The organism is Sphingomonas insulae (assembly GCF_010450875.1).
In the GTDB taxonomy this organism is placed as follows: domain Bacteria; phylum Pseudomonadota; class Alphaproteobacteria; order Sphingomonadales; family Sphingomonadaceae; genus Sphingomonas; species Sphingomonas insulae.
Window position 1 is genome coordinate 2,702,056 of the sequence record NZ_CP048422.1, and the last position, 22,473, is coordinate 2,724,528.

At 67.4% G+C, this 22,473-nt stretch carries 20 protein-coding genes and 1 tRNA gene; 14 read left to right on the forward strand and 7 right to left on the reverse strand.

The features are described 5' to 3' along the window. Positions 1-101: 101 nt before the first annotated feature. From serS to GTH33_RS14525, 4 genes are all read left to right on the forward strand, one after another. A complete protein-coding gene (gene serS, locus GTH33_RS14510) occupies positions 102-1,382 on the forward strand; it encodes a serine--tRNA ligase (protein WP_163959002.1) in 1,281 nt (426 codons plus the stop codon). Between the two features lie 11 nt (positions 1,383-1,393). Further along, positions 1,394-2,530, forward strand: a complete 1,137-nt coding sequence (locus GTH33_RS14515) for a M23 family metallopeptidase (RefSeq protein WP_163959003.1) — start codon at positions 1,394-1,396, stop codon at positions 2,528-2,530. 87 nt (positions 2,531-2,617) lie between these two features. Then, entirely contained in the window at positions 2,618-3,862 is a 1,245-nt protein-coding gene (gene tyrS / locus GTH33_RS14520) for a tyrosine--tRNA ligase (RefSeq protein ID WP_163959004.1), read from the forward strand. A gap of 70 nt (positions 3,863-3,932) precedes the next feature. Next, entirely contained in the window at positions 3,933-4,244 is a 312-nt protein-coding gene (locus GTH33_RS14525; protein WP_249054909.1) for a PilZ domain-containing protein, read from the forward strand. 7 nt (positions 4,245-4,251) lie between these two features. On the opposite strand, the gene recG is transcribed toward GTH33_RS14525, so the two are convergent. After that, complete coding sequence (gene recG, locus GTH33_RS14530) at positions 4,252-6,303, reverse strand: ATP-dependent DNA helicase RecG (RefSeq protein WP_163959006.1); 2,052 nt, start codon at positions 6,301-6,303, stop codon at positions 4,252-4,254. A 72-nt stretch (positions 6,304-6,375) separates the two neighbouring features. Between recG and GTH33_RS14535 the strand changes: the two genes are divergently transcribed. Next, positions 6,376-6,642: an FAD assembly factor SdhE gene (locus GTH33_RS14535; RefSeq protein WP_163959007.1), complete on the forward strand. Its 267-nt coding sequence runs from the start codon at positions 6,376-6,378 to the stop codon at positions 6,640-6,642. Positions 6,643-6,709: 67 nt separating this feature from the next. Next, the gene (gene mfd / locus GTH33_RS14540; protein ID WP_163959008.1) at positions 6,710-10,177 is read left to right on the forward strand and encodes a transcription-repair coupling factor; all 3,468 of its coding nucleotides are present in this window, start codon (positions 6,710-6,712) and stop codon (positions 10,175-10,177) included. A 127-nt stretch (positions 10,178-10,304) separates the two neighbouring features. Here mfd and GTH33_RS14545 read toward each other — a convergent pair whose 3' ends face one another. Further along, complete coding sequence (locus tag GTH33_RS14545) at positions 10,305-10,715, reverse strand: YybH family protein (protein ID WP_163959009.1); 411 nt, start codon at positions 10,713-10,715, stop codon at positions 10,305-10,307. Next, positions 10,709-12,364, reverse strand: a complete 1,656-nt coding sequence (locus GTH33_RS14550) for an EAL domain-containing protein (RefSeq protein WP_163959010.1) — start codon at positions 12,362-12,364, stop codon at positions 10,709-10,711. The genes GTH33_RS14545 and GTH33_RS14550 overlap by 7 nt, the downstream gene beginning before the upstream one ends. Before the next feature lie 107 nt (positions 12,365-12,471). Here GTH33_RS14550 and moaA point away from each other — a divergent pair, with 107 nt between their 5' ends. From moaA to GTH33_RS14580, 6 genes are all read left to right on the forward strand, one after another. Then, positions 12,472-13,512: a GTP 3',8-cyclase MoaA gene (gene moaA, locus GTH33_RS14555; protein WP_208403970.1), complete on the forward strand. Its 1,041-nt coding sequence runs from the start codon at positions 12,472-12,474 to the stop codon at positions 13,510-13,512. Further along, complete coding sequence (locus tag GTH33_RS14560; RefSeq protein ID WP_163959011.1) at positions 13,509-14,288, forward strand: NAD kinase; 780 nt, start codon at positions 13,509-13,511, stop codon at positions 14,286-14,288. The genes moaA and GTH33_RS14560 overlap by 4 nt, the downstream gene beginning before the upstream one ends. Positions 14,289-14,367: 79 nt before the next feature. Next, positions 14,368-14,442: transfer RNA gene (locus GTH33_RS14565), tRNA-Asn, on the forward strand. A gap of 315 nt (positions 14,443-14,757) precedes the next feature. Continuing rightward, positions 14,758-14,982: a hypothetical protein gene (locus tag GTH33_RS14570; protein ID WP_163959012.1), complete on the forward strand. Its 225-nt coding sequence runs from the start codon at positions 14,758-14,760 to the stop codon at positions 14,980-14,982. 52 nt (positions 14,983-15,034) lie between these two features. Further along, on the forward strand, positions 15,035-15,451 hold the full coding sequence (locus tag GTH33_RS14575) for a secondary thiamine-phosphate synthase enzyme YjbQ (protein WP_163960095.1): 417 nt from the start codon (positions 15,035-15,037) through the stop codon (positions 15,449-15,451). A gap of 112 nt (positions 15,452-15,563) precedes the next feature. Then, positions 15,564-16,151 (forward strand): CC0125/CC1285 family lipoprotein, encoded by a 588-nt coding sequence (locus GTH33_RS14580; RefSeq protein WP_163959013.1) that lies wholly within the window; start codon positions 15,564-15,566, stop codon positions 16,149-16,151. Positions 16,152-16,308: 157 nt separating this feature from the next. On the opposite strand, the gene secA is transcribed toward GTH33_RS14580, so the two are convergent. The 3 genes from secA to GTH33_RS14595 all read right to left on the reverse strand — a co-directional run bounded on the left by secA (position 16,309) and on the right by GTH33_RS14595 (position 20,083). Next, positions 16,309-19,050: a preprotein translocase subunit SecA gene (gene secA / locus GTH33_RS14585; protein ID WP_163959014.1), complete on the reverse strand. Its 2,742-nt coding sequence runs from the start codon at positions 19,048-19,050 to the stop codon at positions 16,309-16,311. A 109-nt stretch (positions 19,051-19,159) separates the two neighbouring features. Then, entirely contained in the window at positions 19,160-19,417 is a 258-nt protein-coding gene (locus GTH33_RS14590) for a hypothetical protein (protein WP_163959015.1), read from the reverse strand. A gap of 72 nt (positions 19,418-19,489) precedes the next feature. After that, positions 19,490-20,083, reverse strand: coding sequence for an energy transducer TonB (locus GTH33_RS14595; RefSeq protein ID WP_163959016.1), 594 nt, complete (start codon positions 20,081-20,083; stop codon positions 19,490-19,492). 40 nt (positions 20,084-20,123) lie between these two features. Here GTH33_RS14595 and argJ point away from each other — a divergent pair, with 40 nt between their 5' ends. Together argJ and GTH33_RS14605 are read left to right on the forward strand one after the other, a co-directional pair. Continuing rightward, positions 20,124-21,350, forward strand: coding sequence for a bifunctional glutamate N-acetyltransferase/amino-acid acetyltransferase ArgJ (gene argJ / locus GTH33_RS14600; RefSeq protein WP_163959017.1), 1,227 nt, complete (start codon positions 20,124-20,126; stop codon positions 21,348-21,350). 1 nt (position 21,351) lies between these two features. Continuing rightward, the gene (locus tag GTH33_RS14605) at positions 21,352-22,158 is read left to right on the forward strand and encodes an inositol monophosphatase family protein (protein ID WP_163959018.1); all 807 of its coding nucleotides are present in this window, start codon (positions 21,352-21,354) and stop codon (positions 22,156-22,158) included. Between the two features lie 13 nt (positions 22,159-22,171). Here the strand turns inward: GTH33_RS14605 and GTH33_RS18325 are convergent, their stop codons facing one another. Continuing rightward, on the reverse strand, positions 22,172-22,306 hold the full coding sequence (locus tag GTH33_RS18325) for a hypothetical protein (RefSeq protein WP_276508869.1): 135 nt from the start codon (positions 22,304-22,306) through the stop codon (positions 22,172-22,174). Between the last annotated feature and the right edge of the window lie 167 nt (positions 22,307-22,473).

The following is a 22,473-nucleotide window of genomic DNA, read 5'->3' on the forward strand; positions in this document are numbered from 1 at the left end:
TCGCTTACTCCTGATCGTTGCAATCGGGTGGTCAACGCCGTGGGGGGCGAGAGGGTTGCCCGCTTGCGCGAGCAGGAACGCCCGGCCATAGCCGCGGCACCATGCACGACATCCGCGTCATCCGGGACGATCCCGCCGCCTTCGATACCGCCCTCGCCCGTCGCGGCGTCGCCTCACCGGCCGCAGGGCTGCTGTCGCTCGACGATGCGCGTCGTGCCGCCATCGCCGCCGCGCAGGACGCGCAGACCCGCCGCAACGACCTGTCGAAGCAGATCGGCCAGGCCAAGGCGCAGAAGGACGAACCGCGCGCGCAGGCGCTGATGGCCGACGTGGCGGCGCTCAAGGATGCGCTGCCGGGGCTCGAAGCCGACGAAGCCGCGGCCGAAGCGGCGCTGAACGACGCGCTCGCCGCGCTGCCCAATCGCCCCGCACCCGACGTTCCGGAGGGCGAGGACGAAACCGGCAACGTCGTCATCCACCAGCGCGGCACGCCCGCCGCCTTCGCCTTCCCGGTCAGGGAGCATGACGCCATCGGCCCGGCGATCGGGCTCGATTTCGAGACCGGCGTCGCCATTGCCGGCGCGCGCTTCACGCTCGTCCGCGGCCCCGCGGCACGGCTGCAACGGGCGCTCGGCCAGTTCATGCTCGACACGCTGACGCAGCATCACGGCTATGAAGAGGTGGCACCGCCGCTGCTGGTGAAGGACGAGGCGGTGTTCGGCACCGGCCAGCTGCCGAAATTCGCCGAGGATCTGTTCCGCACCACCGATGGCCGCTGGCTGATCCCGACCGCCGAAGTGTCGCTGACCAACATCGTGCGCGAGGCGATCCTGTCGGCGGACGAACTGCCGCTGCGATTCGCGGCGCTGACGCCATGCTTCCGATCGGAAGCGGGCGCTGCGGGTCGCGACACGCGCGGCTACATCCGCCAGCATCAGTTCGACAAGGTCGAGATGGTGTCGATCGTCCCGGAGGATGCCTCCGATGCCGAGCACGAGCGCATGACCGCCTGTGCCGAGGGTATCCTCGACGCGCTCGAACTGCCGTATCGCCGCATGCTGCTGTGCGCGGGCGACATGGGCTTCACCGCGCGGCGGACCTACGATCTGGAGGTGTGGTTGCCGGGGCAGGATACCTATCGCGAGATTTCCAGCTGCTCGACCTGCGGCGATTTTCAGGCACGGCGGATGAACGCGCGCTATCGGCCGGAGGGTGAGAAGGCGACGCGCTTCGTCCATACGCTCAACGGGTCGGGGCTCGCGGTCGGACGGACGCTGGTCGCGGTACTGGAGAATTATCAGCAGGCCGATGGCGCGGTCGCGGTCCCGGCCGTGCTCCAGCCGTATCTCGGCGGGCTGACCCGGCTCGAACCGCGCGGCTGACGGCGGCGGTCATGCGGCTTTGGCGGATCATCGGCGGTACGGCGCTGGCCGGGCTGACGCTGTCCGCCTGCATCCCGAGCGTCGGTGGCGCTGGCCCATACGACGATCGCCCGCCGCCGGTCCGCCGCGACCCGCCGCCGCGCGACGATCCACCTAGCGACGTCGACGTATCAGGACGCGAGATACCGGGACACGACATACCCGGCCGCGACATGGTCGAACGCAACGACATCGCGATGCCGCGCACCGCGCGTCCCGCGTGGGAAGCGCGGCCGGTCAGCCCCGACGCGCAGGTCGTCGCCGCTCGCACCTACACCGTCGCGCCCGGTGATTCGCTGCGCCGCGTCGCCGATCGGACCGGCGCCGCGTCGGAGGCGATCGCGCGTGCGAACGGGCTGGCGCCGCCGTTCACGATTCGGCTCGGCCAGACGCTCACCATCCCCGGCGGCCGCTATCACCTCGTCCGCCAGGGCGAGACCGGCATCGCGATCGCCCGCGCCTATGGCGTCGAATGGTCGCGCATCGTCAGCGCCAACCAGCTTGAGGAGCCGTATGTCCTGCGGGCCGGCCAGCGCGTGCTGATCCCGGGCGATCCCGCCCAACCGCCCAGCCGCGCCGATCGCGCCGCCGCCTTTCGCCTCGATATCGACGACATCCTGACCGGCGGCGAACCGACACCGGCGCCGCGTCAGGCACCCGCCAAACCGGTCACCAGCCCCCGTCGCGTGCTGCCGCCGACCGCCGTCGTCGCAGCGCCCGCCCGGTTGCAGGGCGGCTTCATCTGGCCCGTCGATGGCCAGGTCGTCCGCCGCTTCGGCCCCGGCAAGAGCGGCGAGCGCAACGACGGTATCAAGATCGCCGTCCCCATCTCCACGCCGATCCACGCGACCGCCGACGGCGTCGTCGCCTATGCCGGCGACGGCATCGCGGCACTGGGCGGCCTTATCATCGTCCGCCACGGCAACGGCTGGACGAGCGTCTATGGCCATGCCAGCAAGCTGCTGGTCCAGCGCGGACAGAGCGTGAAGCGCGGCCAGACGATCGGGCTGTCCGGCGACACCGGCTTCGCCGACCGGCCGGAACTGCACTTCGAACTGCGCAAGGGCCGCACGCCGGTGGATCCGCAAGGACAATTGCCGCGCGGATAGACACGGCCTCCCGCGCTCGCGATCGTCCAGCGCGAGCCAACGAGGACGACAGGTGACGCGCCGCCCGCGCCTTGCTAACCGGCGCCGATGACCTACCAGTCCGATCTGCTCAGCACGCTCGCCTCGCGCGGCTACATCCACCAGCTGACCGATGCGACCGCGCTCGACGCGCTCGCCGCGAAGCAGGTCGTGCCGGGCTATATCGGCTTCGATCCGACCGCGCCGTCGCTGCACGTCGGCAGCCTCGTGCAGATCATGCTGCTCCGCCGCCTGCAGCAGACCGGCCACAAGCCGATCGTGCTGATGGGCGGCGGTACCGGCAAGATCGGCGATCCCAGCTTCAAGGACGAGGCGCGCAAGCTGCTGGGCGAGGACGGCATCAAGGCGAACGTCGCGTCGATCAAGCGGATCTTCGAACGCTTCCTGACCTTCGCGCCCGAGGGGGAGACGGGTGGGCCGACCGATGCGGTGATGGTCGATAACGCCGACTGGCTCGACGCCCTCGAATACATCCCGTTCCTGCGCGATGTCGGCCAGCATTTCTCGGTCAACCGGATGCTCAGCTTTGATTCGGTGAAGCTGCGGCTCGACCGCGAACAGTCGCTCAGCTTCCTCGAATTCAACTACATGATCCTGCAGGCCTACGACTTCATGGAGCTTTCGCGGCGCATGGGATGCCGGTTGCAGATGGGCGGCAGCGATCAATGGGGTAACATCGTCAACGGCATCGAATTGTCGCGGCGCATGGACGGTACCGAGGTGTTCGGCGTCACCACCCCCCTCATCACCACCGCGGATGGCGGCAAGATGGGCAAGACCATGTCCGGCGCGGTATGGCTGCACGAAGACCAATTGCCGCATTTCGATTACTGGCAGTTCTGGCGCAACACCGACGACCGCGACGTCGGCCGTTTCATGCGGCTGTTCACCGACCTGCCGCTCGACCAGATCGCCGAGCTGGAAGCGCGGGAGGGCGCGGGAATCAACGAAGCGAAGAAGATCCTCGCCAACGAAGCCACCGCGATGTGCCGCGGCCGGGACGCGGCCGATCAGGCGGCGGAGACGGCACGCCGGACCTTCGAGGAAGGGGGAAGCGGCGCTGCCCTGCCATCCGCCACCGTATCGGACGGTTCGATCGGCATCGTCGATGCGCTGGTTGCGCTCGGTTTCGCGAAGTCGAAGGGCGAGGCGCGCCGGCTGGTTGCCGGCGGCGGCGCGAGAGTGAACGGCGAGCGGATCGACGACGATACGCTTGCGATCGCCGTGACCGGCGAGCCGGTTCGCGTTTCCGCCGGGAAAAAGAACCACGGCCTGCTCATTTTGGGTCAGTAAGCCTCTGTAAACCGCTTCGATGTATCGATATGTCCGAAACGGTCAGGGCCTTGGCCGTCGGGAGTGTCGTGTGTCCTCTACAGCATTTAACTCGATCGACGATCGCGCCGAGCCCCGTGACGAGGTGCATCATCGCAGTCGTGCGGTGCTGGCCGATCGCCGCTCGGTCCCCGTGCTGATCGTCAATCTCTCGCCGCACGGCCTGATGATCCGCAGCGACGCGCCGGTCAGCGTCGGGGAATGGCTAAGAATCCCGCTGCCGATCGTGGGCGAGGTGCAGGTCGCGGTCCGCTGGGCGCTCGGCGGGCGGATCGGCTGTCAGCTGGAACGGCCGATCCTCGCCGGTCGCTATCATGCGGTGCTGGCCGCGATGAGCGCGTGAGCGCAGGTCACCCCGATCTGAGCAACGCCACCCCGGCATCCCGATCGAACAGATAGAGCGCCACGCGGGCCGCTTGCCCTCTTGGCCCCTCCAGGCCGCCGTCGCGGTCGATCAGCAGGCGCGCATCGTCCTGTGCGCATTGTAGCAGATCGGCGAGCATTTCGGGCAAGGCGAGCCGGAACGCCACCTCGCCCGACTGACGCGTGCCGAGCAATTCGCCGCCGCCGCGCAGCCGCAGATCCTCCTCGGCGATCCGGAAGCCGTCGTTGGTCTCGCGCATCAAGGCCAGCCGCGCCCGCGACGTCTCGCTGAGCGCGGCGCCGCGCAGCAGCAGACAGCGGGACAGCCCCCCGCCCCGCCCGACGCGACCGCGCAACTGGTGCAGCTGCGCCAGCCCGAAACGATCGGCATGTTCGATGACGATCAGCGTGGCATTGGGGACGTCGACACCGACCTCGATCACCGTCGTCGCGACCAGCACGCTCAACCGATTGCCGGCGAACGCCTCCATGACGGCGTCCTTCTCCGCCGGTTTCATGCGGCCGTGGACCACGCCGATGCGCTCGCCGAACCGCGCGCGCAGCGTTTCCGCCCGCATTTCGGCGGCGGCAAGATCGCTCTTCTCGCTCTCCTCGACCAGCGGGCAGACCCAATAGGCCTGTCCACCGTCGGCCATGTGCCGGCCGATGGCGTTGACCACCTCGTCCAGCCGGTCTTCCGATACGACTCGCGTCTCGATCGGTTCGCGACCGGGCGGCATCTCGTCGAGCCGGCTGACGTCCATCTCGCCATATTGCGCCAGCGTCAGCGTGCGCGGGATCGGTGTCGCGGTCATCGCCAGCAGATGGGGTGGCGCCTTGCCCTTGGCCTGCAGCATCATGCGTTCGGCCACGCCGAAGCGGTGCTGTTCGTCGACCACGACGAGGGCGAGGTCCTTGTAGCCGACCGCCTCCTGAAAGATCGCATGCGTCCCGACCAGGATGTCGATCTCACCCGCCGCCAGCGCCATCAGCGTCGCTTCGCGCGCCCGCCCCTTGTCGCGGCCGGTGAGCACCGCGATCTCCAGCGGCAGCCCGGCGAGCGTCTTGCGCAGCGTCTCGTAATGCTGGCGGGCGAGGATTTCGGTCGGCGCAAGCATCGCACCCTGCGCACCCGCCTCCACCGCGATCAGCAACGCCATCGCCGCGACCAGGGTCTTGCCCGACCCGACGTCGCCTTGCAGCAGCCGCAGCATCGGCGCGGTCTGCGCCAGGTCGCCTTCGATCTCGGCCACGGACCGCGATTGCGCACCGGTCGGCGTATAGGGCAGCCGCAGCATGTCCCGCAGGCGGCCATCGCCGAGCAGCGCGCGGCCGCGGCGCTTGCGCGTGTCGGCGCGCACCAGCGTCATCGCCAGCTGGTTGGCAAAAATCTCGTCATAGGCGAGCCGCTCCCGCGCCAGCGTGTCTGCGGGATCGTCATGGATGCGCTGCAACGCCTCGCGCCAACCGGGCCAGCCGCGTTTCGCCTTCAATCCCGGCTCGATCCACTCGGCCAGCTCGGGCGCCCGCTCCAGCGCCTGCGCCGCAAAGCCACCGAGCCGGCGCGAGGTCAGCCCTTCGGACAGCGGATAGATCGCCTCGCGCTCCCGGAACGGCTCGTCGGGCTCGCCCAGATCGGGATGGATGATCTGCAGCATCTCGCCATAGCTTTCCAGCTTGCCCGACACCCGGCGCGGCGTGTCCAGCGGCAACAGCTTCTTCACCCAGCCCGACGATCCGCCGAAATAGACGAGGCTGACGTAATTGCCCCTGGCGTCCGTCGCCTGCACGCGCGTCGGCCCGCGTCCTGTGCTGGTCCGGTAATCGCGGGGCGTCAGCGTGATCGCGATCACCCGTCCGGCATCCGCGATATCCAGCTCCTCGCGCGGCAACCGGTCTATCCATCCGCTCGGCAGGTGAAAGGCGACGTCGACCACGCGCGCCAGGCCCAGCCGGTCGAGCGGCTTGGCGAGCGCGGGGCCGACGCCCTTCAGGGCGGTGACTTCGGCGAACAGCGGATTGAGGATAGCGGGGCGCATGACTACATGGCCGCTATACCCGACCCGATAGCCGCCGCCAGCGGTTACCGGGCTATTTGCATTGGAAGCCCGATGGATCACGCCATCCGATTGAAACGCCTGAAGTTCCGCAGCTGGCACCGCGGCACCAAAGAGGCCGATCTGATGATCGGCGGCTTCTTCGATGCCCATGGCGCCGGCTGGACGCCGGAGCAGCTCGACTGGTTCGAGGCGCTGCTGGAGGAACAGGACGTCGACATCATGGGCTGGGCGATCGGATCGCTGCCGTGTCCGCCGGAATGGGACGGGCCGATGATGCAGGCGATGCGTTCGTTGAGCTACGTTCCGGTGGCGCGCTAGCCGCCGCGCCGCCCCACACACCCCGGCACCCCCAGCGCATCACCCGATGCGCACAACCGGAAACACGATGCCCGCCCTTAAGACGATCCTGTCCGCCAAGACCCCGCTTACCCTTTCCGGTGTTCCCGGCGGCTTTCAGCCATCGCTGCTCGCCGACCTCGCGCGGGCGGCGAAAGGGCGCGCGATATTCATCGCCGCAGACGATTCGGCGATGCGCGCGATCGCCGCGACCGCCACCTTCTTTGCCCCGGATCTCGACGTCGTCAGCTTCCCGGCATGGGACTGCCTGCCCTACGACCGGGCCAGCCCAACGCTGCGGATCATGGCGGAGCGCATCGCCGCGCTCTACCGCCTCCAGCAGCCGCGCAAGGGTCCGCAGCTGTTCCTGACGACGGCCAACGCCGCGACCCAGCGCGTGCTGACGCCGTTCCGCATCCGTCAGCTGGTCGCGACGCTGGAACCCGGCGCGCGGATCGACCGCGACGATCTTGCCCGGCTGTTGCAGGCGAACGGCTACGTCCGCACGGAAACGGTGCACGATCAGGGCGAATATGCCGTCCGCGGCGGCATCGTCGACCTGTATCCGAGCGGCGAGGACCAGGCGCTGCGGCTCGACTTCTTCGGTGACGAGGTCGAGACCGTCCGCACGTTCAATCCCGACGACCAGCGGACGACCGGCCGGATCGACGGGTTCACCCTGCTCCCCGCCTCCGAAGCTTTGCTCGACGAAGAATCGGTCAAGCGCTTCCGCACCCGCTATCGTGACAAGTTCGGCGCGACCGCCACGGGCGACCCCCTCTACCAAGCGGTCAGCGACGGTCGTCGGCTCGCCGGGATGGAACATTGGTTGCCGCTGTTTGAGGACAAGCTGGCAACCCTGTTCGACCATCTCTCTGCCGATGATGTCGTCGTCCGCGATTCGGGCGTCACCGGCGCCGCCGAGGGCCGGCTGGAGGCGATCGCCGATTATTTCGACAACCGCAGGCGCGCCGAAGCGGCGCAGCCCGGCAGCTACCGGCCGCTCGCCGCCAAGTCGCTCTACCTCGATGCCAAGGAATGGGCCGCCGCCATCGATGCGACCCACGCGCATCTCACGACGCCGTTCCATGAGCCCGAAAGCGCGACGGTCCTCGATTTCGCCGTCGACGGCCCGCGCGATTTCGGACCGGAACGCAGCAGCGGCGCCAACGTCTACGAAGCGGTCGTCAAGCATCTCGCCACGCTGCGCAAGCAGGGCCGCAAGCCCGTCCTCGCCAGCTATTCGGTCGGCGCACGCGAACGGCTCGGCAACCTGCTCAACGACCATGGCCTGAAGGGCGCCAAGGCGGCGGACAGCTGGCAGCAGGCGCTGGGCATCGCCGACACCGGCAAGAGCGCCGGCGTCGCCCTCGTCGTGCTGCCGCTGGATCACGGCTTCACCGCGCCGGATGTCGCCGTACTGACCGAACAGGACATGCTGGGCGACCGGCTGGTCCGCCGGGCGAAGCGCAAGAAGTCCGCCGACGCCTTCCTCGCCGAACTGGCGACGCTGACGCCGGGCGATCTCGTCGTCCACAGCGACCACGGCATCGGCAAGTATCTGGGCCTGACCTCGATCCCCGTCGGCCAGAGCCCGCACGATTGCGTCGCGGTCGAATATGCCGGCGGCGACAAATTGTTCGTCCCCGTCGAAAACCTCGAAGTGCTCTCGCGCTACGGATCGGGCGAGGACGGCGCGACGCTCGACCGGCTGGGCGGAGAGGCATGGCAGCGCCGCAAGTCGCGGATGAAGGAACGCATCCGTGAAATCGCGGGCGAGCTCATCAAGACCGCGGCCGAACGCGCGCTCAACCCCGGCGACGTGCTGGAACCCGATGCCAGCGGCTATCCGAGCTTCGTCGACCGCTTCCCCTATGACGAGACCGACGATCAGGATCGCGCGATCGAGGACGTGCTTGGCGACCTTGGCGCCGGGCGGCCGATGGACCGGCTGATCGTCGGCGACGTCGGCTTCGGCAAGACCGAGATCGCGCTGCGGGCCGCCTTCGTCGCCGCGATGGGCGGCAAGCAGGTCGCGGTCGTCTGCCCGACGACGTTGCTTGCCCGCCAGCATTTCAACAATTTCAGCAGCCGCTTCGAAGGCTTCCCGATGAAGATCGGGCGATTGTCCCGCCTCGTCCCCGCCGCCGAGGCGAAGGCGGTGAAGGAAGGGCTGGCCGAGGGGACCGTCGACGTCGTCATCGGCACCCACGCGTTGCTGGCGAAGAGCATCTACTTCAAGCGCCTGGGCCTCGTCATCGTCGATGAGGAACAGCGCTTCGGCGTCACTCACAAGGAACGGCTGAAGGCGTTGCGCGCCGACGTCCACATGCTGACGCTGACCGCGACGCCCATTCCCCGCACGTTGCAGATGGCGATGAGCGGCATCCGCGAACTGTCGGTGATCCAGACGCCGCCGGTCGACCGGCTCGCGGTCCGCACCTACGTCATCCCCTGGGACCCGGTCGTGCTGCGCGAGGCGCTGCTGCGCGAACATTATCGCGGCGGCCAGAGCTTCATCGTGACGCCGCGCGTCGCCGACCTGCCAGAGCTGGAGGAATACCTCCGCAACGAAGTGCCGGAAGTGCGCTACGTCGTCGCCCACGGCCAGATGAGCGCGACCGAGGTCGAGGAGCGGATGAGCGCCTTCTACGACAAGAAGTTCGAGGTGCTGGTTTCGACCACCATCATCGAAAGCGGCATCGACATCGCCTCTGCCAACACCATGATCGTCCATCGGGCCGATCGCTTCGGCCTGGCCCAGCTCTACCAGCTGCGCGGCCGTGTCGGCCGGTCGAAGACGCGCGCCTACGCCTATCTGGTGACGCCGCCCGAACGCCAGATGACCGAGACCGCGGAAAAGCGGCTGAAGGTGCTGTCCGACCTCGATTCGCTTGGCGCCGGGTTCCAGCTTGCCAGTCACGACCTCGACATCCGCGGCGCCGGCAACCTGCTCGGCGACGAACAATCGGGTCATATCAAGGAGGTCGGCTACGAACTCTACCAGTCGATGCTCGAAGAGGCGATCATGGATGCCAAGGCGGGCGGGCTCGCCAGCCGGCCGCGCGACTTCTCGCCGCAGATCACCGTCGACGCGCCGATCCTCATCCCCGAGGATTACGTGCCCGATCTCGACCTGCGGATGGGGCTGTACCGCCGCCTCAACGAACTGGAGGAAAGCCGCGAGATCGAGGCCTTCGCCGCCGAGATGATCGACCGGTTCGGCCCGCTGCCCGATGCGACCGACAATCTGATCCGCGTCATCGAGATCAAGCAGAACGCGCGCAAGGCCTGCATCGCCAAGATGGATGTCGGCCCGCGCGGCGTGCTGGTCGGCTTCCACGACGATACCCCGCCCAACGTGCCGGGCCTGCTCGCCTATGTCGAACGGCTGAACGGCGTCGCCAAGCTGCGGCCCGACAGCAAGCTGGTGCTGCAACGCGCATGGCCCGATGCAAAATCGCGGCTGCACGGCGCGCTGCAACTGTCCAAGGGGCTGGCGAAGGCGGCGGGATAGGATTGGGTGACGCGGGTCACTTCCTCTCCCCCTCCCCGCCCATGTCACCGGTGGAGGTGCTTCAGCCCTCGAACGACGCGGGGGCGAGCCGGCACCACCGGTCGCCCGCCTTCGACAGCGATCGGGATCAGCTGCTGTGGTCGGACAGGATCTTCCAGCCGCCGCGCTGCCGCTCGAACAGCAGCGACGTCATGCCGCTGCTCTGCTTGCCGCCGGGATAATCGAGTATCCACCGCGCCCACAGCATCTGGTGCGCGGCATCGATCCGCCGGAAGCCCATCATCCGGAACAACAGCGTGCCGCGCTTCGTCGCATCCGTACCATAGCTCTTGTCGTAGCGCGCGGCGATCGCGGCCTTGCCGCGAACCACGCCATCCTTGGTGACGAAGACCGCATCGTCGGCATAGACGGCAAGGAACCGCGGCATGTCGCCCGCGCTCCAGCCAGCCGCGCTGCTTTCCATCGCCGCGCGGATGCCCGCTTCGGCGTCGTCCACGACCGGCGCCGGTATCGCCAGCATCAGCGGCAGGATCAGCATCGTTCCATCTCCATCATCGCGATCAACGCCGCCTCGTCCAGCGGCTCCGCCAGCAGGAACCCCTGGTAGAAGGTGCAGCCTTCCGCCGCGAGCAGAACCCGCTGCGCTTCGCTCTCGATCCCCTCCGCGATCACCGCCAGCCCCAGCGAGCGGGCCAGAGTCATCACCGCGCGCACCACGCCGCGGTGGCGCGGCGTCGCCTCGATCCCGCAGGCGAGCGCCTTGTCGAGCTTCAGATAATCGAGCGGCAGCGCGGTGAGATAGGCTAGGCTGGAATAGCCGGTGCCGAAATCGTCCAGCGCCACCCGCACCCCCGCCTCGCGCAGGGTCGCCAGCACCGCCGCCGCGATCTCGAGGTTACGGATCGCCCCGCCCTCGGTGATCTCGACGGTCAGCCGTTCGAACGGCACCCCGCTGGCGGCGACCCGATCGAGGAACAGCGCCGCGAAACCGGGCCTGCCGAGATCGCCGGCCGTCAGGTTGAGCGATACGCGCAATCCGGCGAGTGGTCGCGGCCAGCGTGCGACGCGTGCCAGCACCAGTTCCTGGATGTGGTCCGACAATGCCACGCCCAGGTCGGCGCGATCCGCCGCCGCGAACAGGGCGTCGGCACCCAATGGCCCCAATTTGCCATGGCGCCAGCGCGCCAGCGCCTCGACGCCAGTCACATGGCGGCCGTCGATCGGCGCCTGCGGCTGGAACAGCACGTCGATCTCGCCGCGCTCGATCGCGAGGTGCAGGTCGATCGCCAGCAGATCGAGCGGCGCGGCGCCTTCGGGGCCGGCGACGCGCACCGTGGCGCCATCGCTCGCCTTGGCGGCCACCAGTGCCTCGGCGGCGCGGCGCAACAGGCTGGCGGCATCGTCCGCCGGCCCGCTCTCCGCCATGCCCCAGCGACTGCCCAGCACCGCTTGCCGGCCGCGGATCGGCAGGGGCTTCGCCAGCGCCGCGTCGAGCGCCGCGGCAAGCCGCGCGAGCACCGGCGGCGGCGCGGCGGACGCGACGATCATGTCGCCACCGCCCGCCGCGGCGACCATCGCCGCTGGCCCCAGCAGCCCGCGCGTCACCGCCTCCACCTGCGCTCGGGCTGCCGCGATCAGCGTGTCACCCGCGGCGCGCCCACGGGCGGCATTGAGGATGTCGAGCCGGGACAGCGCGATGATCGACACGCCGACATGCTCGCCGTCGTCCAGCCGCGCGTCGATCCATGCGGCCACATCCGCAGGATCGGCATTGGCCCCGAACCGCGGTCCGCGCCGGTCGCTATGGTCGCGCTGGACCTGACCCGCCGCGTAACGGATCGCCTGACGCAGTTCGTGGGCGTCGCCGCGATCGACCGAAAAATGCGTCGCGCCGACTGCCAGCAGGTCTTCGAGCCACGCGGTGTCGGCAGTGAGGGCGATCAGCGCCCGCCCCGTCGCGGCGGCCAGGCCGCCCAGCGCCTGCGTCGCGGCAGCGCCCGCCGGCGCGTCGGCGCGCGTATCGACCAGCATCACATCCGCGCCGCTGGCCAGCGCCCGGCCAGCGACCCCGTCGCCGCCACCGTCGACGACGATGCGCCAGCCATCCACACGCACGCACGCCGCCAGCGCCTCGCCCGCCTCGGCCGACACGATGAACAGCGTCCTGCGATCGGCCTGATCCCTCATCGGCGCCAGCCTAGGCGGCAGACCGTTAACCGGCAATGGAGACCGCCGGCGTCCGACGCAAATGGAACGGACTTGTCGGCGGACGGTTGACCGCTTAGCTCCTAGATATGACCAGCGCACCCCTCCCATCCGATCAGCCGCTGGTCGACCGCATGGTCGATCCGCCGCTCGTCGACCCTCAGGGTCGAACCATCCGCTACCTGCGCATCTCGGTCACCGACCGGTGCGACTTGCGGTGCCGCTATTGCATGGCCGAACAGATGACGTTCCTGCCGCGCGCAAAGCTGCTCAGCCTGGACGAGATCGCGATCATCGCGGAACGCTTCATCGCGCGCGGCGTCACCAAGATCCGGTTGTCCGGCGGCGAACCGCTGGTGCGGCGCGACGTCGGCGATCTGATGCGGCGGCTCGGCAGGCACGTCGGCGCCGGCCTCGACGAACTGACCATGACGACCAACGCCACCCGTCTGGGCCAACACGCCCAGGGCATGGTCGATGCCGGTATCCGTCGCATCAACGTCAGCCTCGACAGTCTGGATGCCGACCGTTTCCGCTACATCACCCGCCATGGCGACCTCGACCAGGTCCTCGGCGGGATCGCCGCGGCCAAGGCGGCCGGGCTGGCGGTCAAGATCAACATGGTCGCGCTCGCCGGACTAAACGAAGCCGAAATTCCGGCGATGCTGCAATGGTGCATCGACGAGGGCCACGACCTGTCGCTGATCGAGACGATGCCGCTCGGCGCAATCGACGAGGATCGCACCGACCGGTTCGTCCCCCTCACCCGCGTGTTCGAAGACCTGAAGGCGCGGTTCCCCCTCACCCGCGACGCACATCGTACCGGCGGACCCGCGCGCTATTGGCGCGTCGAGGGTACGACGACCAGGCTCGGCCTCATCTCGCCGCTGACCGCCAATTTCTGCGATGGCTGCAACCGCGTGCGGCTGACGACGGAAGGCAAATTGTACCTGTGTCTCGGTCACGAGGATCAGGTCGATTTGAAGGGCGCGCTGCGGGACGGCGGCATCGCCGGACTGGACGATGCCATTGATCGCGGCCTGCTGCGAAAACCCGCACGCCACGATTTCAAGATCGAGGCGGGCTCGGCACCGGCGGTATCGCGTCACATGAGCGTCACCGGCGGATGAGCCAGTATGAGCGGTGGGCGCTGGTCGCCTCGCCCACCGCGCCGGCGCAGGCCGCCGCCGCGGAGCTTGCCGACGCGGCCGACTGGGTCGGTCCGGCCGATGCGGATGTCATCATCGCGCTCGGCGGTGACGGTTTCATGCTCCAGACGCTGCACGGCCTGCTCGATCGCCGCGGGCCGACGGTGCCGGTATTCGGCATGAACCTCGGCACGGTCGGGTTCATGATGAACGAATGGCGGCACCATGGCCTGGGCGAGCGGCTCGACCGGGCGAAGCCGTTCCGGGTGACGCCCCTCACCGCGACGATCACCGGGATGGACGGCCGCGTGCACCATGCGCCCGCGATCAACGAAGTGTCGCTGCTGCGCGAAACGCGCCAGACCGCCAAGCTTGAAGTGTCGGTGAACGACCGGGTGGTCATGCCCGAACTGGCCTGCGACGGCATCCTGGTCGCGACGCCTGCGGGGTCCACCGCCTACAATCTGTCGGCGCAGGGGCCGATCCTGCCGCTGGGGTCGAACATGCTGGCGCTGACGCCGATCAGCCCGTTCCGCCCGCGGCGCTGGCGCGGCGCGATCCTGCCCGAAAAGGCGCGGATCGCCTTGCGCGTGCTGGACCCTGCCAAGCGGCCGGTGTCGGCCGTCGCCGACCAGCGCGAATTTCGCGACATCGCCGAAGTGGCGATCGGCATCGATCGCGCGCGCGAGCTGACGTTGCTGTTCGATCCGGAACACGCGCTCGACGACCGCATCACCATGGAGCAGTTCGTCGCCTGACCCGGATCGGCCGAAAAAGCATGACAAACGGGGTTGCATCGCGATTTTTGCCGGCTATAGACCCCCTCCACGACGACGTTCCCTGATAGCTCAGCGGTAGAGCTCTCGACTGTTAATCGAGCGGCCGTAGGTTCGAATCCTACTCAGGGAGCCATTTTCTTTCATCGTCGATGCCGACAGATTGCACTTGCGGTCGGCCTGATCCCCGGACATCATCGCTGTCATGACGAGGGGCGACCACGCTCCCGCGGGAGAGTGATGCATGATGACGTTTCTCGAAGTGGCGATCGGCGGCATGGCCATTGCGTTGCTGGCGGTGCCGGTGCTGATGGCGGTGACCGCCAGGAAGGCGGACGGCGACGGACAACGATCACGCTGACGCGATTGCCGGGACAGCGTTAACGCGGCGATTACCGATGACGTCTAGGGCGGGGGGCAAGACCTCGCCCTCTCGTATTGGATCCGGCCGATGGACGTGTCGCTCCCTACTTCGACCGCACAACTCGTCGCTTCGATTCACCAGCCATGGCGCGCGTCGGTCGACGACTGCCTGGACCGCTGGTCGCGACTGGACGCCGCAACCCGCGGCGCGGCGTATCTCGTGATCGAGGGGCCCGAACCAAGCCGCCGTCGCACCCTCAACGCATCGTCCATCGCCGAACTCGCCGGCGGCCGCCCCTCGCCGACTGTCTGAACGTATCGCCCGGCCGATAGTTGATCGGCGACATCAGGCACGAAGGGTGGATATGCGACAGGCGGTCAGGACGATGCAGGTGGACACGCGACGGCAGGGGCTGCTCGAGATCACCGGGCAGGTGCACGATTGGGTCCGTGAACAGGGTATCGCCGCCGGGCTGCTCACCATCTTCTGCCGCCATACGTCGGCCTCGCTCGTGATCCAGGAAAATGCGGCGCCGGCCGTGCGCCGCGACATGGAGGCATATTTCGACCGCCTCGCGCCCGAGAGCGCCGGCTACGAGCATGATGACGAGGGGCCGGACGACATGCCCGCGCATCTCAAGACGGCGCTGACCGGCGTGCAGCTGTCCATCCCCGTCATCAACGGCATGGCGATGCTGGGAACGTGGCAGGGCATCTACCTGTTCGAACATCGGACCAGTCCGCATCGGCGCACCCTGGCGCTGCACCTGATCGGCGAATGATGCGCGGCGAACCGTTGCTGCACGGAGCCAAGTCGTTCATCGCTCGTTCCACTGGTATCGACTAAAAGCGGCATTGTTCGCCGCATCCGCGAGCGCATGGAGAATTGGAGTCATGATGCATCTAGGCCGCAAGGCTGTGGTCGCGGCGCTCGCCGCCTCCACCCTGATGGTCGCGGGCTGCGCGACCGAAACCACCTACCGCCCCGCCACCGGGCAGGGCTTCAACCGCACCGGCTACAGCGACCGTCAGGTCGAACCGAACCGCTTCCTGGTCAGTTTCGCCGGCAACAGCGTGACATCGCGCGACACCGTGGAACGCTACCTGCTGTTCCGCGCGGCAGAGCTGACGTTGCAGAGCGGCTATGATTATTTCGTCATGGCGCAGCGCGATACCGACCTGCAATCGCGCACCTATAGCACGCCCGGCCTGGGCGGCGGGTTCGGCTATGGCGGGTTCGGCGGATATTGGGGTCCGTCGTGGCGCTATTACGGCCGCGGGTTCGGCTGGCGCAGTTGGGACCCGTGGGGCGGCGGCTTCGGTCCCTGGGGCAACGATTTCGATATCCGCACCATCGACCGTTACGAAGCGACGGCCGAGATCGTGATGCGCAAGGGGCCGATCCCGCGCGACAACCTGCGCGCCTTCAACGCCCGCGCGGTCGTCGACAGCATCGGGCCGAGCGTGGTGCTTCCGAAGTAATCGCAACGCGTTCGGGCAACGAAAAAGGGCCGGGTCACCAGCGGGTGATCCGGCCCTTTTGCTTATGCGTCCGGTGTCCGGCCACCGGCGGCAACCCGGCGCTGCGAAAGCAGGTGCCGGAGGGCACCGTTACTCTCGCAACGCTGACCGAAAAGGATCAGGCGCTTACCGCGCCATGGCAATGCTTGTATTTGCGGCCCGATCCGCAGGGACATGGCGCGTTACGGTTGACCCGCCCTTCCCAATGCTCCGGATTCTCGCCCATCGGAGCCTCGGGCTGCATCATCTGCATCGGCGGGATCTGCGTTGTGATCCGGCCCATCGTGCCGGCGTCGATGTCGTTCGAATTGTCCTCGCCCGTGAACGGATCGAAGTGCGTGGTGATAAAGTCTGGCAATTCCGGGAGTTCCGGCGGCGCCTGCAGCTGGAATTGCGCATGCGCGATCGTCTTGGTCACATCCTCGCGGATCGCATCGAGCATGCGCTGGAACAGCGAGAACGCCTCCTGCTTATACTCGTTGATCGGCGTCTTCTGCGCGTAGGCGCGCAGGTGGACGACCTGACGCAGCGCATCCAGCGTCGCCAGATGCTCCTTCCAGTGGTGATCCAGGTTCTGGAGCAAGATCGACTTTTCGACCTGCGTCCAGGTTTCCGGCTCCAGTTCCGTCGCCTTGGCCGCGATCGCCGCGTCAGCCGCCTCGCGGACACGCTCCTCGACGATCTCCGGATCGATCGCGTCCTCCTTCAGCCATTCGTCCACCGGCACGTCGAGGTTGAGCACCTCGGCAAGGCCGGTCTTCATGCCCGCGATGTCCCATTGTTCGGGATAGGAATTCGGCGGACAGGCGCCACCGACGATGACGTTCACCGTCTCGGCGCGCATGTCGGTGACGACATCGCCCACAGCATCGGCATCCATGATGTCGGCGCGCTGTTCGTAGATCACCTTGCGCTGGTCGTTCATGACGTCGTCATATTCGACGACCTGCTTGCGCACGTCGTAGTTGCGCGCCTCGACCTTTTTCTGTGCCGTCTCGATCGCCTTCGACAGCCACTTGCTGCCGATCGCCTCGCCATCCTCGATGTTGTTGCGCATCATCTTGGCGAACAGCGTGTCAGGGCCGAAGATGCGCAACAGGTCGTCATCCAGGCTGAGGTAGAAGCGCGACAGGCCGGGATCGCCCTGACGGCCCGAACGACCGCGCAGCTGGTTGTCGATCCGGCGCGATTCATGCCGCTCGGTGCCGAGCACGAACAGCCCGCCCGCGGCGAGCACCTCCTGCTTTTCGATCTCGATCTCATCGCGAATACGCGCGGCGATCGCTTCATAGTCGGGCGTGCCCTCGTCAAATTCGGGATGCTCGTCGAGCATGCGGAACTCCAGGTTGCCGCCCAGTTTGATGTCGGTGCCGCGGCCCGCCATGTTGGTCGCGATCGTCACCGCCGACTTGCGGCCCGCCTGCGCGACGATGTGCGCCTCCATCTCGTGGTAGCGCGCGTTCAGGACCTTATGCTCGACGCCTTCCTGCGTCAGGAATTCGCTGAGCAGTTCGGACTTCTCGATCGACACCGTGCCGACCAGCACGGGCTGGCCCTGGGCAGCGTGTTCGCGGATCTTCTTGGCGATCGCGCGGAACTTGTCGTTGGTATCCTTGTAGAATTCGTCTTCCTCGTCGACGCGCTTGACGCCGACGTTGGTCGGAATGGTGACGACGTTCATCTTGTAGATGTCGTAGAATTCCGCTGCTTCGGTCGCCGCGGTGCCGGTCATGCCCGACAGCTTGGGGTACATGCGGAAATAATTCTGGAACGTGATCGATGCCATCGTCTGGTTCTCGGGCTCGATATTCACGCCCTCCTTCGCCTCGACCGCCTGGTGCAGGCCATCGGACCAGCGGCGGCCGTCCATCATGCGGCCGGTGAATTCGTCGATGATGACGACCTTGCCGTCCTTGACGATGTAATCGGTGTCCGCCTTGAACATCATGTTCGCGCGCAGCGACTGGTTGACGTGGTGGACGACCTGCGTGTTCTCGAAATCGTAGAGGTTGGCACCCTCCAGCAGCCCGGCCACCTCCAGCATCCGTTCGATCCGCTCGGTGCCGGATTCGGTCAGGATGATCGACTTCTGCTTCTCGTCCTTCTCGTAATCATCGGGCAGCAATTGCTTCACGATCGCATCGACGCTCATGTACAGTTCCGACTTGTCGTCGGTCGGGCCGGAAATGATGAGCGGCGTGCGCGCCTCGTCGATCAGCACCGAATCGACCTCGTCGACGATGGCCATGGCAAAGGCGCGCTGGGTCATCGAACTACGCTCGTACTTCATGTTGTCGCGCAGATAATCGAAGCCGAACTCGTTGTTCGTGCCGTAGGTGATGTCGCTGTTGTACGCGGCGCGGCGCTGGTCGTCGGTCAGGTTCGGGATGATCGTGCCGACGTTCAGGCCGAGGAAACGATAGACCTGCCCCATCCACTCCGCATCGCGCGCGGCGAGATAGTCGTTGACGGTGATGACGTGCACGCCGTCGCCGGGCAGCGCGTTCAGGTACGTGGCGAGCGTCGCGACCAGCGTCTTGCCCTCGCCCGTCCGCATTTCAGCGATCTCGCCGCGGTGAAGGACGATGCCGCCGATCATCTGCACGTCGAAATGGCGCATGCCGAGCACCCGCACCGCCGCCTCGCGCACAGTCGCGAACGCCTCCGGCAACAAATCGTCAAGCTTGGCGCCACGCGCCAGCTGTTCGCGGAATTTCGTGGTCTGTGCGGCAAGCTGCTCGTCGGACAGCGCCTGCAGCGTCGGTTCGAAGGCCGCGATCTTCTGGACGATCGGGTTGAGGGACTTGACGTAGCGGTCGTTGGACGAACCGAACAGGGACTTGGCAATACCGCCGAACATAGATGTATCCTGGATTATGGCGCGCGCAGCCCGATCAGGCACGGGGACGCGCAGCGTCTCTGGTCACGGAAATGGGGCCGGCCGCAGCCGGTGCAACGTCGAACCCGCGCTATTCGCGCCGACGGCTCGCATACAGGCGCGCGATCGCGTCGCCGCGAGGGATGGCACCGATCAGCGGCAAGGCCGCAGCCGCCGCCAGCCCGATCATGTCCTGCTGCGGACGGCTGGCGATCCGCGTCGATCGCACCGCCGCCCGCACCGCCACGCTGGCGCTCGCCGCCGCATGTGCGGCCGTCGGCGTGCGCATCGCCGATGCACCGCCGGTGATGGCGGATAGCAGGGCAGACAGGAGCAGCAGCAGGTTCACGCAAGCAGCCATACGGCCGGCAGGCGGGCGCGTCCACTCCGCGTACAGCGCCATGCTGCCCTGAATGCACGATCAGTCGGGAATCTGCCAGACGACGCGCCGTTCGAATACCCTGGGCTTGGCGGAAATCTCGACCGCGGGATAGCGACCGCGGCGGGCGATCGCGTTACAGGCCGCACGATCCAGATCAGCGTGACCGCTGCTCGCCGTGGCGACGCAATCGGTCACCAGCCCGTCCGAACCCACCGTCCAGGCGATCGAAACCACCCCTTCCACATTCGCCCGAAGCGCGGATACCGGGTAATCGTCGGCCACGATCCACCGCGCGGGATCGCCGATCGGCACCCGGGCGGCGGGGCTGTCCGAATCGACCCGGCTGATGGCTGCCGACCGTCGCGCCTCGGTGTGCTCCACCCTTGCGAGGCCCTTCGCCTCCTCCTGCATCGCCAGAAAACGTCGGGCCATCTCACGCTGTACGCCGGTGTAGGCCCCGCCGAACGCCAGCGCGCCGAGCACGACGACGGCGACGCCCGAAGCACCGATCGTCGCCAGCACGACCAGCATCAGGCCGCGACCGTTGCCGGTCAGCCGGGATTGCCCAGCCGCCGGGGCGGCCGGGGTGGAACCCAGGACGGTTCGCCGTGCCGGCCGCTGTTCGTCGATCATGCGTCTTTGCCCTGTCTTGGAACCAGCCTATGGCACCGGCATGTCCACGTCCATCTCCCCCCTCGCCACCCCCTTTCCTGCTCTACCAGCCATTGCCGGGGTCGTGCCGCATGTCGCGCGCGCGCATTACAAGACATGGGATCGCTGCGACCTCACGTTCGTGACGCTCGTCGAGGGGACGTCGGTGGCCGGCGTACTGACGCAGAGCCGCTGCCCATCGCCGGAAGTCGAATGGTGCCGCAAGGCGCTGACCCTCGGCACGGCGCGGGCCCTGGTAGTGAACGCCGGCAATTCCAACGCGTTCACCGGCCATCGCGGCCGCACGGCGGTAGAGGCGATCGCAGCACGGACGGCGCAGCACCTCGGCTGCCAGCCGTCGGACGTGTTCGTCGCCTCGACCGGCGTGATCGGCGTACCGCTGCCGATCGACAAGGCGGAGGCCGGACTGGACGCCGCCTATGCCGCCACCCCCTGCGATTGGCAGGCGGCGGCCGAGACGATCGGCACTACCGATACCTATCCGAAGGGCGCGACGACGACGGCGATCGTCGATGGCCGCACCGTGACGCTGGTCGGTATCATCAAGGGATCGGGCATGATCGCGCCCGACATGGCGACGATGCTCGGCTTCGTCTTCACCGACGCTGCGGTCGAACCCGGCTTCCTGCAAGCCGCGCTGAACGCCGCCAACCGCAACACCTTTTCGTGCATCACCGTCGATGGCGACACGTCGACCAGCGATACGGTGCTCGCCTTCGCCACCGGGGCGGCGGGCAATGCACCGCTCTCCGGTCCGGACAGCGATGGTGCCGATGCGTTTGCCGCGGCGCTCGCCGACCTCTGCGCGCAACTCGCCTTGCTGGTGGTGCGCGATGGCGAAGGCGCGACCAAGCTGATCGAGATCGCGGTGACCGGCGCCGAGAGCGACCGCAGCGCGCATCGTATCGCCATGTCGATCGCCAATTCCCCGCTGGTGAAGACCGCGATCGCCGGCGAAGACGCCAATTGGGGCCGTGTCGTCATGGCGGTCGGCAAGGCCGGCGAACCGGCGGAGCGCGACCGGCTTTCTATCCGCTTCGGCGACACGCAGGTCGCCAGCGAGGGTCTGGCGGTCGAGGGCTATGACGAGGCACCGGTCGCCGCCCATCTGAAGGGGCAGCAGGTCGAGATCGGCGTCGACCTCGGCCTGGGCGATGGCACCGCGACGGTTTGGAGCTGCGACCTGACCCACGGCTATATCTCGATCAACGCCGATTACAGGAGCTAGCATGTATCACCGGCACCATGACGCCGTCGTTGCGCTGATGCGCGACGTGGCGGCGCAGATCGTCATGCCCCGTTTCCGCAATCTCGCCGCCGACGAGGTGGAGGAAAAGGCCGCAGACGACATGGTGACGATCGCCGATCGCGAGAGCGAGGCAGCGCTGACCGCCGGACTTGCCGCGCTGGACCCCGCGATCCGCGTGATCGGGGAAGAAGCGGTGGCCGCCGATGCTGCGCTGGTCGACGGCATCGATCGCGGCGCGGCCTGGATCATCGATCCGATCGACGGCACCAACAATTATGCCAGTGGCATCGCGACGTTCGGCATCATGATCGCGCTGGTCAACGATGGCGAGACGCAGGCAGGGTGGATCCTCGATCCTGTCCGCGACCGCCTGTGCCATGCGACGCTGGGTGGAGGTGCATGGATCGACAGCGAACGGGTCTTCACGCGGCCCAGCGGCGCGGAACGGCCATCGGCGGCGCTCGCGACCTATTTCATGACGGATGAGGAAAAGGCCGCGCTGTACCGGCGCGCGGAGACCGCGTTCACGCTGTCGCCGATGCCACGCTGCGCCGCGGAGCAATATCCGCGGCTCGTGCTCGGCACGAACGACATCGCGCTCTTTCAGAAGACGCTGCCGTGGGATCACGCGCCGGGTTCGCTGTTCCTGCGCGAGGCGGGCGGCGTGGTGCGCTGGCCCGACGGTAAAGACTATCGCGTCGGCGACCAGCGCCGTGGCATGATCGCAGCCGCTTCGCCGGATTTATGGGAGCGCGCGGCCAAAGTACTTGTACCGACGATCGCATAACGTCACATGCCGCTCAGCTGAACGCGGAAAAGATAGCTCCGAAGATTTCGCGCCACAGCGCGCCGAGGACGCCGCCGATCGATAACCAGACCACCACCTCGGACAGCTTTCCACTTGAAGGGGGTCGCTCGTCCGAATTGATCGTCATTCCCGCCCTCGCTCACATGTACCGGCCTTGCGGATAGCGAGTAATCGGCCGGCGCCGGCGTGGAAAGCCCGGTGACACAACCCGTTTGGCTGACACCTTTTATTCGGGCGATGACGGGCAATTGTACAGTCGGTCAGATATCGTATGAGCGAATCAGGCCGCAATTA

Excerpts from the sequence above, each read along its gene's own strand:
- serS (WP_163959002.1), top strand. The coding sequence starts at position 102 with ATGCACGACATCCGCGTCATCCGGGACGATCCCGCCGCCTTCGATACC.
- GTH33_RS14515 (WP_163959003.1), top strand. The coding sequence starts at position 1,394 with ATGCGGCTTTGGCGGATCATCGGCGGTACGGCGCTGGCCGGGCTGACG.
- tyrS (WP_163959004.1), top strand. The coding sequence starts at position 2,618 with ATGACCTACCAGTCCGATCTGCTCAGCACGCTCGCCTCGCGCGGCTAC.
- recG (WP_163959006.1), bottom strand. The coding sequence starts at position 6,303 with ATGCGCCCCGCTATCCTCAATCCGCTGTTCGCCGAAGTCACCGCCCTG.
- GTH33_RS14535 (WP_163959007.1), top strand. The coding sequence starts at position 6,376 with ATGGATCACGCCATCCGATTGAAACGCCTGAAGTTCCGCAGCTGGCAC.
- mfd (WP_163959008.1), top strand. The coding sequence starts at position 6,710 with ATGCCCGCCCTTAAGACGATCCTGTCCGCCAAGACCCCGCTTACCCTT.
- GTH33_RS14545 (WP_163959009.1), bottom strand. The coding sequence starts at position 10,715 with ATGCTGATCCTGCCGCTGATGCTGGCGATACCGGCGCCGGTCGTGGAC.
- GTH33_RS14550 (WP_163959010.1), bottom strand. The coding sequence starts at position 12,364 with ATGAGGGATCAGGCCGATCGCAGGACGCTGTTCATCGTGTCGGCCGAG.
- moaA (WP_208403970.1), top strand. The coding sequence starts at position 12,472 with ATGACCAGCGCACCCCTCCCATCCGATCAGCCGCTGGTCGACCGCATG.
- GTH33_RS14560 (WP_163959011.1), top strand. The coding sequence starts at position 13,509 with ATGAGCCAGTATGAGCGGTGGGCGCTGGTCGCCTCGCCCACCGCGCCG.
- GTH33_RS14570 (WP_163959012.1), top strand. The coding sequence starts at position 14,758 with ATGGACGTGTCGCTCCCTACTTCGACCGCACAACTCGTCGCTTCGATT.
- GTH33_RS14575 (WP_163960095.1), top strand. The coding sequence starts at position 15,035 with ATGCGACAGGCGGTCAGGACGATGCAGGTGGACACGCGACGGCAGGGG.
- GTH33_RS14580 (WP_163959013.1), top strand. The coding sequence starts at position 15,564 with ATGATGCATCTAGGCCGCAAGGCTGTGGTCGCGGCGCTCGCCGCCTCC.
- secA (WP_163959014.1), bottom strand. The coding sequence starts at position 19,050 with ATGTTCGGCGGTATTGCCAAGTCCCTGTTCGGTTCGTCCAACGACCGC.
- GTH33_RS14595 (WP_163959016.1), bottom strand. The coding sequence starts at position 20,083 with ATGATCGACGAACAGCGGCCGGCACGGCGAACCGTCCTGGGTTCCACC.
- argJ (WP_163959017.1), top strand. The coding sequence starts at position 20,124 with ATGTCCACGTCCATCTCCCCCCTCGCCACCCCCTTTCCTGCTCTACCA.
- GTH33_RS14605 (WP_163959018.1), top strand. The coding sequence starts at position 21,352 with ATGTATCACCGGCACCATGACGCCGTCGTTGCGCTGATGCGCGACGTG.
- GTH33_RS18325 (WP_276508869.1), bottom strand. The coding sequence starts at position 22,306 with ATGACGATCAATTCGGACGAGCGACCCCCTTCAAGTGGAAAGCTGTCC.